A 17286-nucleotide genomic window follows, 5' to 3' on the forward strand; every position below is an offset into this window, starting at 1 on the left:
GAAGGCGTGGAAGCTGTCTGGTAGTTTTTTAGAGGAGGTTTCTTCGGCACAAACATCCTCGCAATGACACGGAAGTAATGGACTTCGGCAGCGGCGCTTCGCTCTGCTACCGAAGCATCGATTTTTTGATTTTGATCACCCCTTCCCGTATCGGGAAGGGGCTTGGGGTTAGGTAATTCGGAATCTGCAATACGTTTAGGGTGATCTGTGGCTAAGAAGATTGACTTGCGCACGAAGAGGATCCAGAGGCGATGGGTCTTATTGGCTTATTTAATTTTAGGGGTTGAGGTAGTGGCGGTGGTTATTACCTCGCCTTTACTTAAGCCGCGTCTTGTTGTGGTTGAAAATGTGCGTCAGCAGGATGTAAAACGAGTATCTCAGGTTCTAAAGTACACGCCTTATATTCCACTTCTAAAATTAGACCGTAAATCTATTCAAAAGCATATTCAATCTGATCCTCATGTTGAACGCGCCTATGTGCGGTTTGGCTTGCCATTAACGCTTCGAGTGACTATGGCTTATCGACAACCATTTATAGCTGTAACCGATGGCACATCCGCCTATTTAGTCGATCGCCAATTAGTTCCGTTTGAGCAAATTCAATGCAACTCAATTCTAACAGCTGCTCCTAAGATAACACCAACCCCTCAGGTATTACCGATAACTCCCGTCACAAATCTACCAGTGGTGCAAAAGCTACCTGCTGATCTTGAGAATTTATTGCCCGGATGCAAAGTTTCATTTATTCTTCAGGTTCTCTCCCCGCTTCAGGTTCAGTTGGGACGGCCATTAGTTGATGCTAATATTCGGGTTGGGTGTGAGGCAATTACTATTATTGAGAACGAAAAGTTTGCTTCACAGGTTCATGTTGTAGTTGACCTTGAAGGAAATATATGCTTAAATATTGGTAGCGGCGCGTTGGTGCGGCTTGGAGATCGTGACCAATTGTCAACGAAGATCGCCAATCTGAAGGAAATGCTGCGGCGGTCCCCCTCCTTGTGTAATGATGCGGAGTATATTGATTTAAGTGAGCCCAAAGCGCCAGTGTGGAAACCCAAATCGAGCGCTCCAAAGTCATTGCCTTAAAGAAGAACCATAGGCAGTCGTTAAGAGGTACTTGTGAATCAGTTTATGACCACGATCCGCAATAACTCCTGGGTATGGCCTGTTACATTTATGATGGCCGTAACAGGTTTGCTGCTTGGGGGCGCTTTGCGGTCACGCCAAAAGCTTGCAGCCGAAGGTGTGCCTGGAGGGCGGCCTCTCGAAGTCGCAGTTCAGATTAAGATACAACAAGATACAATTAAAAAGCTGAACGAAGAGATTGGTAATCTGCGTGAAAAGCAATTTGAACTCCAAGATGTAATGACTGGCAGTAGCAAGCAGTCGAAAGTTTTAAAAGATACACTTGATGAACTACAAGTCAAGTCTGGTTTGACCCCAGTCTATGGACAGGGAATTGAAGTTATTCTTTCAGATAGTAAACAAAAACAAAATGATGCTTTTCTTGCTCAAAATTATCTCATTCATGATTTTGATGTTCTGCGGATTGTGAATGAGCTATTTGCATCTGGAGCTGAAGCTATTTCTGTGAATGGGCATCGTTTAATAGGCGGTTATTCAATCAGATGTGTTGGGCCGGTAATCCATGTGAATAACTCGCCCATTGGTTCGCCGGTAATCATTGAAGCAATTGGAGATCCAACGACGTTGCGTTCCGCAATGGAGATGAGCGGTGGAGTTCTTGGAAGGATTCTTGAAACCGACACAGAAATGGTAAGGTTAACAAACAAGGTTGAGCTTCATCTCAAGGGGTATGAAGGCTTTACACAGACGAAGTTCGCAAAAAAAGAAAAGGACGTAACGCCACGATGATTTTCGTGCCGATAGCGGCGTTGGTAGCCGGATTTTTAATAACTTTTTACACCTCGTTTTTAACGTTGGGATTTGGATGGGCTCCGTATCTATCCTTAGCAGCGATTGCAGGTATCGACACGGTTTTAGGCGGCATTCGATCTGGGATGGAAGGCAAGTTTCATCGAGATGTCTTCTTGTCGGGTTTCTTTGCTAACACTTTGCTGGCAGCCTTTTTAGCCTGGCTTGGGGATGGTATTGGTGTCGATTTATATTTGGCAGCGGTAGTGGTGTTAGGAAGTCGTATCTTTTTAAACCTGTCACTGATTAGACGATTTTATCTTAACCAAGTGACCCTTGGGCGGCAGCAAAAGCGATAATGAGAATGGCTTATTTAAATATAATAAGAGGCGATAGTGAATGGAGTTAGTCGCTGGACTTGACATAGGCACGACAAAAGTATGTGCCATCATAGCCGAAGCGACGCTTGATGGGCGTGTTAATATCATTGGTGTCGGTGTTGCTCCCTGTAAAGGGCTGCGCCGCGGCGTTGTCGTTAATATGGAAGACACTGTAGCGGCGATTGAAGAAGCAGTAAGCAAAGCCCAGCAGATGACTGGTCATACAATTGAATCAGTTTTTGTGGGAGTGACTGGGGAGCATATCGCTTCTCTCAACAGTAAGGGTATAACTGCCATTACACCGACGGCGTCACGGGAAATCACTCTCGAGGATGTCGAACGGGTTGTCGAGAATTCCCGAGTGATTGTTCTGCCTCCTGACCGAGAAATAATTCATGCAATTCCTAGAGGATTTATCATAGATGGGCAGAATGGTATTAAACATCCAGCAGGAATGTCAGGCTCTCGTCTTGAAGTAGAAACACATATCGTTACCGGCGCTATCACTTTTTTGCAAAATATCGAACGCTGTGTACAGCGCGCCGGCTTGGTAGTTGAAGAAACTGTATTAGAGCCTTTGGCTGCAAGCAAAGCTGTTTTGTCCAGTGACGACAAAGAGATCGGGGTAGCATTGGCGGATATCGGTGGCGGTACAACCGATGTGGTCATCTTTACTGAAGGAGCCATCAGTTATTCCGGAATTGTCCCTATTGGCGGGCAATATGTAACCTCGGATATTAATAAAGGTTTGAGAACAACGCTTGAAGAGGCGGAGCGGTTGAAAATTTAATATGGATCTGCGTGGTTGAAGCTGATCGATGAGAACGAAATGGTTAGTGTTAATCAAATTGGGTCTGCAACGCCTCGCAATTTGCCTCGAAGGGTGTTGGCAGAAATTATCGAACCACGCATGGAGGAGCTGCTGAAAATGGTGCGGCAGCATCTTCAGAAGTCAGGAAGTTATGGGCTACTGCCGGCTGGACTGGTTTTGACCGGTGGTGGTAGCCGACTGCGCGGGACAGTGGAACTCGCTCAGGAGATAATCGGCGCGATGCCTGTTCGGATAGGGGTTCCGCGTAATGCCGGTGGCTTGAGCGATACAGTTGCCAACCCTGCTTATGCAACAGCGGTTGGACTTGTTTGTTATGGGGCGCGTGAAGGCGGTGATCGGCGAAAGACATCGTTCGATGCATTCCTTCCGCGATTGGGTAAGAGAGTAATGCAGTTGCTGTCAGGCCTACGTAAAAAGTAGAGGGCATTGCCCTTAATTTGTAAGACAATTAATAGAAGTGTCTTACTTGAATCGTAAATATACTATAATGAAAACTAGCAGGAGGGGACACAATGTTGGGAAACGAACAGTTCGATCCAAAGAGAGCTCAGATCAAAGTGATTGGTGTTGGCGGTGGCGGCTCGAACGCGGTTAATAGGATGATCGAAGCAGGCATCCAAGGCGTTGAGTTTATCGTGATGAATACCGACCAACAAGTATTGTCATTGTCCCATGCGCAGAAGAAGATTCAGTTAGGTGAGAACCTTACACGCGGCTTGGGGGCTGGTGGTAATCCTGACGTCGGCCGAAGCGCTGCGGAAGAAAGTAAAGCTGAAATCCGCAAGACAGTTGAGAATTCAGATATGGTTTTTATCACTGCAGGTATGGGCGGTGGTACTGGGACTGGCGCAGCTCCGGTCATCGCTGAAATTGCCAAGGAATGTGGCGCTTTGACCGTTGCGGTTGTCACTAAGCCTTTCAGCTTCGAAGGGCCAAGACGATCCAGGCTTGCTGAAGAAGGTACCGCTAGCCTCAAAGAACGTGTTGATACAATTATTACTATTCCGAACGATCGATTACTTTCCGTAGTCGAAAAGCGCACAACCTTAGTAGATGCTTTCCGTGTTGCAGACGATGTGTTGCGTCAAGCCGTTCAGGGAATTTCCGATATCATCATGATCCCCGGTGAGATCAACGTTGACTTTGCTGACGTTCGAACGATCATGGCCGGCGCGGGCACTGCGTTGATGGGTATTGGTACTGGCGAAGGCGAGCAAAGAGCTCGACAAGCAGCCGAAAATGCCGTCTCCAGCGCATTGCTTGAAACTTCAATCGAAGGCGCGACTCGTGTGTTGATTAACATCACCGCCGGTCCCGACTTCACACTCCTCGAAGCGAATGAGGCGATGCACTATATCCAAGGGCTTACGGATGAGAATGAAGCCAATATCATCATGGGTTTGGTTCAACCTGAGGATGCCGATTCGGAAGTTCGCATTACGGTTCTTGCCGCAGGGTTTAGACCTGATGTGTTCCCAAATCGACGTGCAGATGAAGCGCGTCAAACTGTCCCGCAGCCTTCATTCCCAACTGGCCGGGCGCCTAAGACCGTCCCCGTTCCGGTTGTCGGAGCTGAAGGAGAAAAGCGCGAAGGTGAAAATCCTCGTAAGAATCCTCAGGACGACGTCAACCCGATCTTCTCTGATCGTGATCTTGACGTGCCGGCATTCTTAAGAAATAGAAAACAGTAAAAGCTGATAGTAGTTTTAGTCAGCATCAAATAAATAAAAGTTGGTAACGACCTTGACGTCGTTTTCCAGCTTATTAAGCGGAAGGTGAAAGGATGTCACAAATGAAACGTTCGCTTATATTAGTAATCCTCGCAGTGGTTTTAGCCCCATGTTATCTCTACGCTCAGGCCTACTCCGTTCGCGCCTACATTGCCAATTACGGCACTGATACCGTAAGCGTAATTGATGACGAATCACGTCAAGTTATTGCAACGGTTACCACCGGCAGTAAACCCTCTGCTATTGCAATCTCACCTGATTGCCTTGCAGTATATGTTGCCAATGAGGGCGCAAAATCGCTGAGTGTAATCGATCCGGTCAACAATCAATTAGTCGCCACCATCAATCTGATTGGCTCACCGCGTGGAATTGTCGTATCATCGGATAGTAATTTTGTTTATGTTGCAATTGCTGATCAGAACGCATTAGAGATTATCGATGCCCGCACAAAGACTTCGGTTGGTAAAATTGCGATTGGTCGCGGACCTAGTCAACTGGCAGTTTCAGTAGACGGTAAAGAGATTTATGCTTGCTGCGAAGGTGATAATGCGCTAGTGATAGTTGATACCGTGAAAAAAGAGCAAGCTGCGGTCATAGGGGTTTTTGGGACACCGACTTCTTTGACAACCTTAGGAGATGGTAATCTTGTTATTACAATTCGATGGCTTAATGGCTATACTCTAGTCGATCCCGTGGCGCGAAAGATAACTCGCGGATGGGTACGCCCTGACTTTACAAGGCCAGGCGAAGCCGGACGGCCTTTTGCGCTCGACGGCGCATTTGCTGCGGGAGTATCGGGGTATTCGTCTGGCCCGTCATTGCTCTGGATCAGTCAGCTTTCACAGCTAGTTTATGATTTAGATACAAGCAGAGACAATTATATTCTAGGATTTGCGCCAACAGGTAGTATGCCTTGGGCTGTGGGTGTAACCCCTAATGGCAAAATGGCCTATGTGACCAATTCGGGAGATGGGTCGGTTAGTATTATCGAAACGGCGCTTCATGCGCCAATAAACAAATTGACGGTTGGACAAAACCCACGCGCATTAGCGGTGGGACGTGTTCGAATCGTGAAATAGGAGGCAAGGATGGCTCGCTTCATTCTCGTGTGCATGGCAGCATGCGTATTCGGATTATGTTTCGCACAAACAGAGGCGCCTACAGCGCCAACGACAACAGAACCAACGGTGCTTCCAGCAGTGACACCGACAGCGCCACCTGTAGCGCCGATGAGTGTTGGACCAACAAAAGCAATTGAAATGAATCGTATCGCCAAATCGGCCGTAATCGACGGCAAACTCGATACTGGCGAATGGTTCCCCCTCTGGACCGAAGGAGATGTAACTGCTTTCGTTCAATGGGCTGACGATATGCTTTATGTAGCGGCGAAGTATCCCAAAGGCCGCAGCCTAATCATCTCACTCGATGGTTCAGGTAAGGGATGGCTAAAAGCAGCAGGCAATGTCGAAATTATGCTTCCAGGAGAAGATGTTGCCCAGCTTAAGGTTCGTTTTCTGGACAACAAAGGCCAGATGCCAGTATGGCTTGATTCAGCTCTTTTCAAAGCTCGTTTAACAGCTTCTGCTGGCATGGATGGGGACGCGCAATTTGTTGAAATGGCGATCCCCTCTGACAAGGATGATGGTTTTGTTTGGGAAGAGAATAAAGAATTCGGTTTAAGGGTCGATACTCTCGATCCGGCGTCCGCAGACCGTCCAGCTTATGAGCCGCGGCTTATGAGCACAGTACGTTTAGTCTTTGACAAGATGGCAGCTCCTAAGGGGCTTAAGAGCAAGATGAGTTGGGATGACCGACTGGTTGCTCCTAATGATACCATCAAGATTACCACTGAGTTCAAAAACGAAGGAACAGAGCCGTTTCTCCTCAAGAATATGACATTCTTGGGGAATGGACCGTCTGAAATGACGTTCGACCGACTTGAGCATCGCTGCTCACCGATCGATCCGTTGAAAAAATCAAAAGTTGAGTACAAGTCAACCTTGCCGAGTACGATGCCGCTAGGCACCTATGTCATCGATATCGTTTCCGAGAATTCAGATGGCTCAAAGTTCTTCGGCCAAAGCTCTTTCACTGTTGATGAACCGGTTATTGTGCAGTTCCATCTGAATAAGCTAAAAATCAAACTCGACAAGAAAAATCGCTTTAAGGGAGAAATTTGGCTGGATGCTCATACACAAAAGGACATGAAAGGCAACATGATGCTTTATGTGCAGCCAGGCTTTACTATCTTGAAGGGTGAGAATGCAGAGTTTGACTTCCCTCGTACTCGGATGCGAAAAGTGAACGAATTTGAAATAGAAGTGCCCGCCGGAACAGCGGGTATCACTGAGTTGAAATTGCAGATTAGCTTAGGTAAACGGACGATCACTCGCTCGACATGGGTAGAGATTATGCCAACTTCTCCTGCCCAATAATCTGAGATTTCTCCTGTAAATTATGCGCCGGCTGGACATATGAAGGTTTGGCCGGTGTGTAATAGGTTTCACCATACGCGGGTTGATTCATCAACAACGGAACGTTAACATGCAAGAATAGCAGGCCATACATGCCTAAATAAGCAACGATGCAAAGTCGGGCTGTGCGCCGAACGAAAATAGGTTTGTAACTTCGCGCCCACTCAAGGATAAGTAGTGGCAATGTAATAAATATCAGCTTCATTCCAATAAAAATGGTTATTCCGCATTGTAGGAAATAGTTGAACAGTGGGTTTCCTTCTTGAGCTTTCTCCCCTTGGACCAGAACGCAGGTCAGTATTAGATCAACTAGACAGATTATAGCAAGTATCCATGTTTCCCTACTTATTCTTTGTACAATCGTTAGCATCAGTCGCGCTCCTCGACGAATTTACCAGTACTGGGTTTTTCCATAAATATAAGCCTTGAGACGTAAGCATAATTATCAGCTTCGATTAACCTAATTAATTAGGTTATATTTGAGACTTTGCATAACTGAGTGAATGGGGAGTGATTTAGTGAGATAACTGAAGCAAAAAAGAAATATTAAATATTTTTCGAAAACCCCTTGACAAATCGACAAATGAGTCGTATTATACAATAACCACTGTGGGAAACCGCAGAGGGGAAAGGTCCAAGCAGAGGGAAACGCGGTCAGCTCTGCGAAGGGAAATTATTCCAGATCAACCGATCAAGAGTGTTTGATAGAAAACCAACCTAAAAAATTGGTATCTAGAGTGTGTTCACGCAAGGTATGATTTGGAGGTAACTTGTTGAAAGGCAAGGGAACCCTTCGGTAGGAAAAGTTCTCTCGACGTCATGCGCTTGCAGGAACAGAACTGCTTAGAACCGGCGGCAACGTTGGTTTTGACAGGGAAGTGAATGCAAGAAAAGCGACGATCGCAGAGACTGGTCCGAAAAAGTTGACGCAGCGATCCCTCTCGCAAGGGCCTTTTTTGTTGCGTTTTTTGGCGGGAATTATACGGAAATTATAACATTATAAGGAGATTGACAAGTATGGCGAATATACTTAGAATGGCGGCAGTCGGCGCAGGGGGTATTGGACATGCGCATCAAAGCGCTTTGATGAACAACCCCAAAGTTGAGCTGGTCGCTATCTGCGATATCGCAGTTGACAGGGCAAAAGCTCGAGCGGAATCATTAGGAATTCCTCACTGGTATGGCTCAATCAAAGAAATGTTGGCGAACGAAGACTTTGATGCAGTTACAGTGGTCACGGCTGATAACCTCCACTTTGAGCCGACTATGGAATGCCTTGATGCCGGCAAACACGTTATTGGCGAAAAGCCTTTGGCGATGGATGTCAAAGAAGCCGAACTGATGGTTGCCAAGGCCAAGGAAAAAGGCGTGAAGCTGGCTATTGACTATAATCGACGATTTTCACATGCCTACAAACAGGGTCAAAAGTGGCTTGAAGATGGTGAAATCGGCAACCTAGCTTATATCACCCTAAAGCTAGCCCAGGGAGGACCTCCTTCGCATATGAAGGGCGAGTTCTATCTTCTTTGGGAATTGGAAACGCACGCTATCGACCTTCTGCGATGGTTTGGCGGTGAAATCGTAGCGGTTTCATCCCAAATGGGCCGTCCGCGACTGAGCGAAGCCAGACCAGGTGAGCCGCCTTTGTGGACGAGCATGGCCATCTCCGTTCGGTTTGCCAATGATGCGGTTGCTTCTTATTTGGCAAGCTACGACAGTGACTATACGCACCCCATCGAACGACTCGAAGCTCGCGGCAATAAAGGCGCTCTCGTGGTTGACAACATTTTGACGAAATCAACCTTAATGCGGGCTGACAATCAAATCGTCGAAGAGTGGCGTCCAAACATCTTTAGTCAAGAACAAAACGACTTTGGCGGAACCTTTAAACCAAGAATGGATGCTTTCGTCGAGGATGTTCTTGCCGGCCGTGAACCCTATCCAAATGGCATAGACGGTTTGCAGGCAGTGCGTGTCGTCGATGCGATTATCCGATCGTGGCAGGAGCGAAAAGAAATTCTAGTCAAAACCGACTAGAATTAAAAAAATAAAGCCCTGGCCTCATTTGAGGCCAGGGCTTTTTGATATAGTTAATCATTATTGTTATCGTAGTTCTCGTTATTATCTCTGCTTTGGTTGCGATCGCGTCTATCGTAATTAGTATCATCGTTTCTATCGCGATTTTGGTCATATCGGGAATTGTCACGGTAATTATTGAAAACGAGTCTTTGGTCGATACGAACACCGAACTTTGTCCCATCTTTCAGTACAATATCGCGATAATCGTGGGTATTACCCTGGGTTGCGCCACCGAGTAATGCGCCGGCAATCGCTCCGAGGATTAGTCCCTGAACAGGTTTATGATTAGCCGAACCGATAATTAATCCACTAACTGCTCCAAATGCTACAGCACCAGTGACATCTTTCTTATTTCTGTCAGCAATGATACGTCCGGAGTTGGTGGTTTTATTTTTCAAGTTAACTAATGTGGCATCGATATTTTCTGACTGCCCGTCAGGCAACACAATCCGTTCGAAGCGAAGCTTAAGCATACCCGGGTGGTTTTTATTTGCTTTTTGCCGATCAACGATAACCCCTTCAATCTGCGTTCCTCTTGGGAGTTGATTTAAATAGTTACTGTCATTATAAATGGTAACAGTAAATCGGTCTCCCTTTCGGTTGTTGCGAGAGTTGAGGTCCTGGTCGAGTGAAACAGGAATGACCGTTCCATCTCGAATAACAATTTTGCTGTCATTTTGGTTGTAGCGATCATTTCGATCGTGATTATTATCTTTAGCTGCCATGCCGATCGAGCTGAGCACGGCCGCCACTACTACTAAGAGTATGGCTCGATTCCTAACATTGTGAAGTAATACGGTTTTCATTTTCATCCTACTTTCTCTGCTGAGCGCCGCACCAAGCGGCCGCTGACCCAGTACTTGTTTTCTATTTGTATAGACGAGATAAGGGAGGAAAATGTTAGTGGTTCGATAAAGAAAATAACAAGAAGGGTGCTTATGGCCCATTCCATAAGCATATTCCAGGTCTAGTTGATTGTGCACTTTTGTCATTAAAACAGGGTGAGGAGATTGCGTTGTAGGCCGATTATTGTATAATAGTTTTTAATGCATCACAGAAAGGAACTTTGTCAATGGGAATACAAACACGTTTTACTTTAGGCCAGGCGGATATTCCAACGCACTGGTACAACATTAATGCTGATCTTCCTGAGCCGATGGCGCCCCCGCTACATCCGGGGACAAAACAGCCGGTTACTTTAGAGGATATGACCGCTATCTTTCCTGAAAATCTTGTCATGCAGGAGATGTGTCCTGACCAGTATGTGGAGATTCCCGAAGAGGTTCGGGATATTTATGCGTTGTGGCGGCCGACGACTCTGTTGCGTGCAGTAAGGTTCGAGAAGGCGCTTCAGACGCCCGCTCATATCTACTTCAAGTATGAAGGCGAAAGCCCTGCAGGAAGTCATAAACCCAATACCGCTATCCCTCAAGCCTATTACAATAAGCAAGCAGGTATTCAACGATTGGCGACCGAAACCGGCGCAGGGCAGTGGGGTTCATCGCTTGCGCTAGCTTGTCGTTTATTTGGGTTAGACTGTACCGTTTATATGGTTAAGGTAAGCTGTGAGGCGAAGCCCTACCGTAAGTTGCTTATGCAGACTTGGGGCGCTGAAGTTTTCGCAAGCCCGAGCGATCAGACTGAATATGGTCGCAAGGTGTTAAGTGAAGACCCTACTTGCCCTGGCAGTTTAGGGATTGCCATTAGCGAAGCGATCGAAGATACCCTTCACTCGAAGGATACCAAGTATTCGCTCGGCAGCGTGTTGAACCATGTGTGCATGCATCAAACGGTCATTGGGCAGGAAGCCATTAAGCAGATGGAAATGGCAGGGGAAGAACCTGATGTTGTCATCGCATGCGTTGGTGGCGGAAGCAACTTTGCCGGTATAGCTTTCCCTTTCATTAAAAAGAATTTACTGGAAGGTAAGAAGTATCGTGTCGTTGCCGCAGAGCCATCGGCATGTCCAACGCTCACAAAGGGTGAATTCCGCTATGACTCAGGCGATACTGCCGGCATGACGCCGCTTATGATGATGTATACGCTGGGCCATGATTTCATGCCGCCTAAAATTCATGCAGGCGGATTGCGCTATCATGGAATGTCGCCTTTAGTGAGCCATCTCTATAAATTAGGATTGATCGAAGCTGTGGCGATCCCTCAGACAAGGGTTTTTGAAGCGGCAGCTTTGTTCGCGAGCACAGAAGGTATCGTCCCTGCGCCCGAATCTTCCCATGCTATTGAGCATGTCGTGCATGAAGCCAATGAGGCAACTAAAGCGGGAGAGAAGCGGGTCATCCTCTTCAACCTTTCCGGTCACGGCCTCCTTGATCTGACTGCTCACGATACATTCCAGTCGGGTTCTTTGCAAGACGTATAAGGTATCTGTCTATAAAAGGGGTAGGAGCTTCGCTCCTACCCCTTTTATTTTTGTCTGCGAACGGCCCACTGGGTAGTCTTCAGGAGGGCAGGGCAAGCCCTGCCCCTACATTCGATGAGAATTGCTATTTTGTTGCAAGCGCGTAGAGCATGTGGGCATAGATTTTGGCGCATTTTAAGTAAGATGTGATGGCGTACCGTTCATCGCTTTCGTGGGGGGGGCCGTCACCCTCGAAACCTGCTCCGACTGAGACGGTATTCGGCACTGCTCGGGCATAAGTTCCGCCGCCCATCGTTCCAGGCTCCTTCATATCCCCTGTCTCTTCGCGATAAACCTCAAGCAGTGTTTTGACAGGCTCCCTATCCAATGGCGCGTGCAGAGGTTTGCTATCCGTAAAGTTCGCGACAGTAAAACCAGCGTTATCTAACGCCTTAGCGCACATTCTTTGGACTTTCTTGCCTTTCCAAGTTACCGGATAGCGGATGTTGAATGTGGCGGTGACTTTATCTTTATCTAGTTCGAAAACGCCCAAGTTATTCGATAGAGTTCCCGAGACCTTATCTTGTCCATTATAACCAAGGTACATTCCGGCAGGGTCGGAGGCTTCCAACAAGAAATTGATCCACTTCTTGTCCTCAAATGGAAGCTCGGTAAGGACACGCAGCAAGCGTGTTACAGCGTTATCCCCGCCCCAAGGATGACTTCCATGGCAGGATTTGCCTGCAGTATAGATAACAAGTTCACCATTTATTAATTTATAAGAGACGTTCTTATCCCAATAATCATCCAAAATGGAAATTGCGGCTTGCAGTGAATTACCAGTTAGGGTGGCGGAGGCGGAATCGGGAACCATGTTAGGCCGTTCTCCCCCTTTGGCAGTAATAATTCGAAGGGTATGAGTGAAGTTGACTTCCTTCTCAATCGTTAAATTGCTAATGCCCTTTTCTGCATAGACCAGGGGCCATCCGGCATCGGGTGCGAAGCCATAGGTGGGCGCAGGTTCTTTTTTGAAGTAATGATGAACGCATCCAAAGCCGCTTTCCTCATTACACCCGAAAACAACTCGTATACGCCGCTTTAGCGGTACTCCTAGCTCTTTGAGCGCTCTTGCTGCAAAGAAAGCTGCATAGGTAGGTCCTTTATCATCCCCGACCCCGCGTGCATAAATATAATCGCCTTCGATCTCACCCCCGAAAGGCTCATGCTTCCAACCAACTCCTACTGGCACGACATCGAGGTGACCCAGCGACATCACCATTTCTTCCCCTTCGCCAAACTCTGCATGCCCTGCATAGCCATCGACATTTTTAACGCGAAAGCCCCATTTTTCGCCTAGATCGAGGGTGAAATCGAGCATATGCTTGAGTTCAAGCCCGAAAGGCGCATTATTTTGCGGCTCACTTTGGACACTTGGAATGCGTACGGCTTCTTGAAGAGTTTTGATCATCTCATCGCGATGGTCATCTATCCACTGGTGAAGTTGGGCGACAATTGGATCTTTTGGCATGAGTTGTTACCGTTTCTGTTTAGAATATCGGAAGTTTACCCCGTGAGACGCTTCTTGGCGCTAACGGATGTAAATTAGAGGACTAATGATGTTCGGTTCTTTCTAAGACCGTCTTTTGTAAATCAGGCCCAAGGTTGTTCCAATATTCGGAATAACCGCCGATACGGATGATCAGGTCGCCATACTTTTCAGGATGCGCCATTGCATCGCGAAGCACCGCTTGATCGATTACATTGACCTGAAGTTGAAGACCTCCGAGGTCGAAATAACTTCTTATTAGGGCTTTGAGCTTTGTTCTTCCTGCGGGTGTATTGACGAGTTCTTTGGCGACACGGATATTAACTACCAGTGTGCCAGGGGCGTGGACTTGGTCGAGAGATGCAGTTGAACGCAGCATCGCGGTTGGACCATTTCGGTCCCGTCCTTGAACAGGACCAGTCGAATCACCCACAGGTTCGCCATCTAACCTACCATCAGGGCTAGCATCAACGATCGAACCGTAATAAGCATAGGTAACAAACATCAGGATGGAGCACAAATATTTGCCCCCACGCCAAGTCGCGTAGCGCTTCCACTCTTTGAATAGAAAGCTGGAAACATGCTTTGCAAGCTCGTTTACTTCGGGATCATCATTGCCATGTTTGGGATAACGTTTTAGCTTAGCGAGAACATCTTCATAGCCGGAGAAGTTAGCCTTTAGAGCATTGATTAACGTTTCTGCTGAAATCGATCGCTCTTCGAAAACCCCTTTTTTGATAGCCATCAGCGAATCAATAATGTTGTTCAAGCCAATCAAATTTATAATTGACCAGTTGTATCTTGCGCCGCCATTGTAATAGAGTTTACCGTTATCGATGCAATCGTCGATTAGGAGGGTGCGGACAAGGGCAGGGAACCACTTCGAGCGGGTTTCTTGGCTTCTGTTCAACATTTCTGTAGCTTCATACACATTTTCGCGAATATCACTTTCGAACGTGGCAAGGAATTCATCGAATGTGTTGCAGTTAGCGAGGTGCTTATGGAGTGTTTCCAAAAAGAGTTTAAGCACTTGGTAATCGCTTTCAACTGATCCGACATTCGAGCGACCGTGAATCATGAATTCTGTGCAGCCGCCAAATGCAAATTCGTGTTTATCCTCTTCCGGCAAGTTTAATTGGGCTAGATCAATCGCGCGATTATAGTTCTCTTCGCAATAAAGCGCGGGTAAGCCTGTTCCTGTTGAAATCGTGTCGATTGCAGCATCCCACACTCGTTCGGGAGTATCTTTTCTTAAACGAAGCGCTAGATTGGGACGCCGCCTGCCTTTTGCCGCTTCCATACAGATAATCGTGAGGTCGTTACTGGCTTCCTCTCCGTTTGGTTTGGTTCCGGCTAGTGCGACATTATAGCTGTTAGTCTTATCTACATGAATCCAAAGCTGAGTGACAAGCTCAAGCACCTCATCGCGGGTGGTAATTCCCGTATCGATATCTTTCGTATAAAACGGCCACATAAACTGGTCAAAACGGCCGAGATTGTCGTTGTTGTCAAGGCAGTAAAGGAAAATGGTTCCAACCATCGCCTCAAAAAAGCTATTCGCAGGATGCATTACCAGACGGTTTCGGTAGACTTCTTCCAAACGTTTCCTATTGAGCTCTTTTTCAGGATCGTCAAAAGATAACCCCTTGAGGTAGTCAGCCAATCGGGCGATATAAACTTCAATCCCATCGACCAATATATTAAGCGATTCGTAAAAGTCAGCCTTATCCGGTTCTGTTAGATGAGACTCGATGCGCTTTTTATAGGAATCAAGCCCTTCAGTAAGCGCACGTCCGTAGTGAAGAATGCTGTGGGTACAACCACAGGTGCCTGGGAAGCTGTCGCAAAGCAGTTTGGCCTTTCTATAAGCGTTGCGCTCAGCCGGATTAGCGGCTTTCTCCATACACTCGCCGGCAAGACCTGAACGGATACCAATTCCCATATAAGATTGGCTCAGGATTGGTTCGCCTTGAAGCCAAATGTCGGTGCAAAAGGGATAAAGGGGTGAGCCATCGAATTCAGGGAGCAGACACTTTTCGAGATAATTAGACAGTGCATTCGCATGCCGTCTTGTCCACGAAATGTTCTCACTATGCAAAAAAGCTGCGGTGAAAAAGTCCCCTCGCGCTTCAAGCGCCAACGCTTCTTCGTCATTAAGCGCCCATTCGTTCGTATCGACATCCAAAGGTTTATCCAGCGTAATCATCCACTTCTCCAATTACATAGCTCAACTATATATTATCACGATAATATGATAAACGTACCTCAAATAATGGCAATTATCGCGATAATAAACAGTTTAAGTAAATTAGATCATTCAGTCGGTCGTTTGATAGCATTAATGTTGTTGGGTGTGAGCGGTGGGGTCTACTTCTTGGATGATTTGGGTGATGACGTTTAGTATCTCTTGTAAGTCAGTTTCCGATCGAGCTTCAGCATAGCATCGGACGATGGGTTCGGTTCCTGAGGGACGAACGCAAGTCCATGCGCCATCAGGGCGAATCAGTTGGACCCCATCGACCGTTTTGACTTCTGATACGATCTCACGCCCCAGATACTTGGGTGGGTCGTTCTTTAGCTTCTCAAGAAGAATTGACTTGGCCTCATCTTGAACTTGCAGGTCAATGCGCTTAGTATAATAAGCTCCATAAATTTCGGCGATTTCGTTTAGCATTTGGCGGCAGGAAAGACCTGTCTTGGCGACAGCTTCAACAACGACAAGGTCGGCAACGATGCCGTCTTTTTCTGGGATGTGGCCGAAGATAGTCAGACCGCCGCTTTCTTCGCCCCCTAAGATAGCGTCGTTTTGGAGAACGGCTTGACCGACATATTTGAACCCAACAGGAGTTTCAATAACCTCATAACCATAAGCTTTTGCTATCGCATCCACTTGATGAGTTGTGACTACTGATCGAACCACTGCCTTGCCTTCTGGCTTACGAGTCTTGAGAAGATGCCATAGCGCTAAAACGATGGTCTCGTTTGCGCTCAAATAGACCCCGTCGCGATCGACGATACCGAAGCGGTCGGCATCTCCATCAGTTGAAAGGCCAAGCTGTGCTCCGCTTTCAACCACTTTGGCGGAAAGTTCGCGCAGGTTATAGGCATTCGGATCGGGCAGACTTCCGCCGAAAAGCGGGTTGCGCTCGCCTTTGATAACCTTTACATCAACGCCGATATCTCGAAGGAACTCATCGAGATATTCGCGTCCGGAAGCATAAAGCGGGTCATACCAGAGCTGCAATCCCGCTTTGCTAATCATATCGATATCTAAAATCGTCTTCAGGTGGCTAAAATAGGCAGGTTTGGGGTCATATGAGACTTGTAGTCCGGGATTGCCTTCTCGATTGACCATCTGAGGGTTATCCTGCAAGCGTGCTATATGCTTTTCGATTGCGTTCGTCACATCGGGAAGGGCGGGGTGGCAGTATTCGGGAATAAACTTGATGCCGTTATATATGGGTGGATTATGAGAAGCGCTGATCATGACCGCGCCTCCTAAATTCTGGTCGCGAACGGTGTAGGCGGTGACGGGGGTTGGGGTATCTCTGTCAGGCACTAAAGTTCGAATGCCGCTAGCCGTCGCTACATCAGCCACGAGTTGAGCAAAGTCTTCAGATAAAAAACGAGCATCATAACCGACCATTAACCCGCGAGAAGCTATACCGGCCTCAATCATATAATCCGCTATCGCTTGAGCGACTAATGCGACGTTGTCAAAGGTGAATTCCCTGGCCATTACCGCTCGCCAGCCATCCGTCCCAAACTTGATTGATGCCATTTAACTACTCCACTTCCAATAAACAACCCCGTCAAATTACGGGTGTAGTAAATTTATTTTACCCTCAGGAAGGCAAGCTAATCTATAAACTCATTTAAGTGACGACAGACGGTCATATCCACTCTGTTTTCAATGAACTTTACTCCTTCGTCGATAAGCAATTGTTTTTGGATTTGAGCAAATTGGGGATTTCGTTTTTGAATAAGCAGGTCACCATGAACTCCGACTAC

14 protein-coding genes and 1 pseudogene are annotated in these 17286 nt (G+C 47.0%); 9 read left to right on the plus strand and 6 right to left on the minus strand.

The window, feature by feature from the left end; all coding sequences use genetic code 11:
- Nucleotides 1-233, minus strand: a 233-nt coding sequence (locus tag WCO51_01380) for a hypothetical protein (GenBank protein ID MEI6511912.1), incomplete at its 3' end; no start/stop codon positions are given.
- Between the two features lie 28 nt (nucleotides 234-261).
- Between WCO51_01380 and WCO51_01385 the strand changes: the two genes are divergently transcribed.
- The 7 genes and pseudogenes from WCO51_01385 (at nucleotide 262) to WCO51_01415 (ending at nucleotide 7252) form a co-directional block, all read left to right on the plus strand.
- Nucleotides 262-1086, plus strand: coding sequence for an FtsQ-type POTRA domain-containing protein (locus tag WCO51_01385; GenBank protein ID MEI6511913.1), 825 nt, complete (start codon nucleotides 262-264; stop codon nucleotides 1084-1086).
- 33 nt (nucleotides 1087-1119) lie between these two features.
- Nucleotides 1120-1875 (plus strand): DUF881 domain-containing protein, encoded by a 756-nt coding sequence (locus tag WCO51_01390; protein MEI6511914.1) that lies wholly within the window; start codon nucleotides 1120-1122, stop codon nucleotides 1873-1875.
- Nucleotides 1872-2234 (plus strand): small basic family protein, encoded by a 363-nt coding sequence (locus WCO51_01395; GenBank protein MEI6511915.1) that lies wholly within the window; start codon nucleotides 1872-1874, stop codon nucleotides 2232-2234. The genes WCO51_01390 and WCO51_01395 overlap by 4 nt, the downstream gene beginning before the upstream one ends.
- Before the next feature lie 40 nt (nucleotides 2235-2274).
- Nucleotides 2275-3507, plus strand: a pseudogene (ftsA, locus tag WCO51_01400) (cell division protein FtsA).
- Between the two features lie 92 nt (nucleotides 3508-3599).
- Entirely contained in the window at nucleotides 3600-4778 is a 1179-nt protein-coding gene (gene ftsZ / locus WCO51_01405; GenBank protein MEI6511916.1) for a cell division protein FtsZ, read from the plus strand.
- A 101-nt stretch (nucleotides 4779-4879) separates the two neighbouring features.
- Nucleotides 4880-5896, plus strand: a complete 1017-nt coding sequence (locus WCO51_01410; GenBank protein MEI6511917.1) for a beta-propeller fold lactonase family protein — start codon at nucleotides 4880-4882, stop codon at nucleotides 5894-5896.
- A gap of 9 nt (nucleotides 5897-5905) precedes the next feature.
- Nucleotides 5906-7252 (plus strand): hypothetical protein, encoded by a 1347-nt coding sequence (locus WCO51_01415; GenBank protein MEI6511918.1) that lies wholly within the window; start codon nucleotides 5906-5908, stop codon nucleotides 7250-7252.
- On the opposite strand, the gene WCO51_01420 is transcribed toward WCO51_01415, so the two are convergent.
- Nucleotides 7227-7661, minus strand: coding sequence for a DUF5658 family protein (locus WCO51_01420; protein ID MEI6511919.1), 435 nt, complete (start codon nucleotides 7659-7661; stop codon nucleotides 7227-7229). The genes WCO51_01415 and WCO51_01420 overlap by 26 nt on opposite strands.
- Nucleotides 7662-8308: 647 nt before the next feature.
- Here WCO51_01420 and WCO51_01425 point away from each other — a divergent pair.
- Nucleotides 8309-9328 (plus strand): Gfo/Idh/MocA family oxidoreductase, encoded by a 1020-nt coding sequence (locus tag WCO51_01425; protein MEI6511920.1) that lies wholly within the window; start codon nucleotides 8309-8311, stop codon nucleotides 9326-9328.
- A 53-nt stretch (nucleotides 9329-9381) separates the two neighbouring features.
- On the opposite strand, the gene WCO51_01430 is transcribed toward WCO51_01425, so the two are convergent.
- The gene (locus WCO51_01430; protein MEI6511921.1) at nucleotides 9382-10176 is read right to left on the minus strand and encodes a hypothetical protein; all 795 of its coding nucleotides are present in this window, start codon (nucleotides 10174-10176) and stop codon (nucleotides 9382-9384) included.
- 266 nt (nucleotides 10177-10442) lie between these two features.
- On the opposite strand from WCO51_01430, the gene WCO51_01435 reads away from it, so the two are divergent.
- Nucleotides 10443-11750 carry a TrpB-like pyridoxal phosphate-dependent enzyme gene (locus tag WCO51_01435; protein MEI6511922.1) on the plus strand — a complete coding sequence of 436 codons (1308 nt, stop codon included), beginning with the start codon at nucleotides 10443-10445 and terminating at the stop codon, nucleotides 11748-11750.
- 124 nt (nucleotides 11751-11874) lie between these two features.
- Here the strand turns inward: WCO51_01435 and pepV are convergent, their stop codons facing one another.
- The 3 genes from pepV to WCO51_01450 form a co-directional block, all read right to left on the minus strand.
- Complete coding sequence (gene pepV, locus WCO51_01440; protein ID MEI6511923.1) at nucleotides 11875-13257, minus strand: dipeptidase PepV; 1383 nt, start codon at nucleotides 13255-13257, stop codon at nucleotides 11875-11877.
- 82 nt (nucleotides 13258-13339) lie between these two features.
- Complete coding sequence (locus WCO51_01445; protein ID MEI6511924.1) at nucleotides 13340-15481, minus strand: pyruvate formate lyase family protein; 2142 nt, start codon at nucleotides 15479-15481, stop codon at nucleotides 13340-13342.
- 132 nt (nucleotides 15482-15613) lie between these two features.
- Nucleotides 15614-17056 carry a phosphoglucomutase/phosphomannomutase family protein gene (locus WCO51_01450; GenBank protein ID MEI6511925.1) on the minus strand — a complete coding sequence of 481 codons (1443 nt, stop codon included), beginning with the start codon at nucleotides 17054-17056 and terminating at the stop codon, nucleotides 15614-15616.
- Nucleotides 17057-17286 lie beyond the last annotated feature (230 nt).

Source organism: bacterium, assembly GCA_037131655.1.
Lineage (GTDB): Bacteria > Armatimonadota > Fimbriimonadia > Fimbriimonadales > JBAXQP01 > JBAXQP01.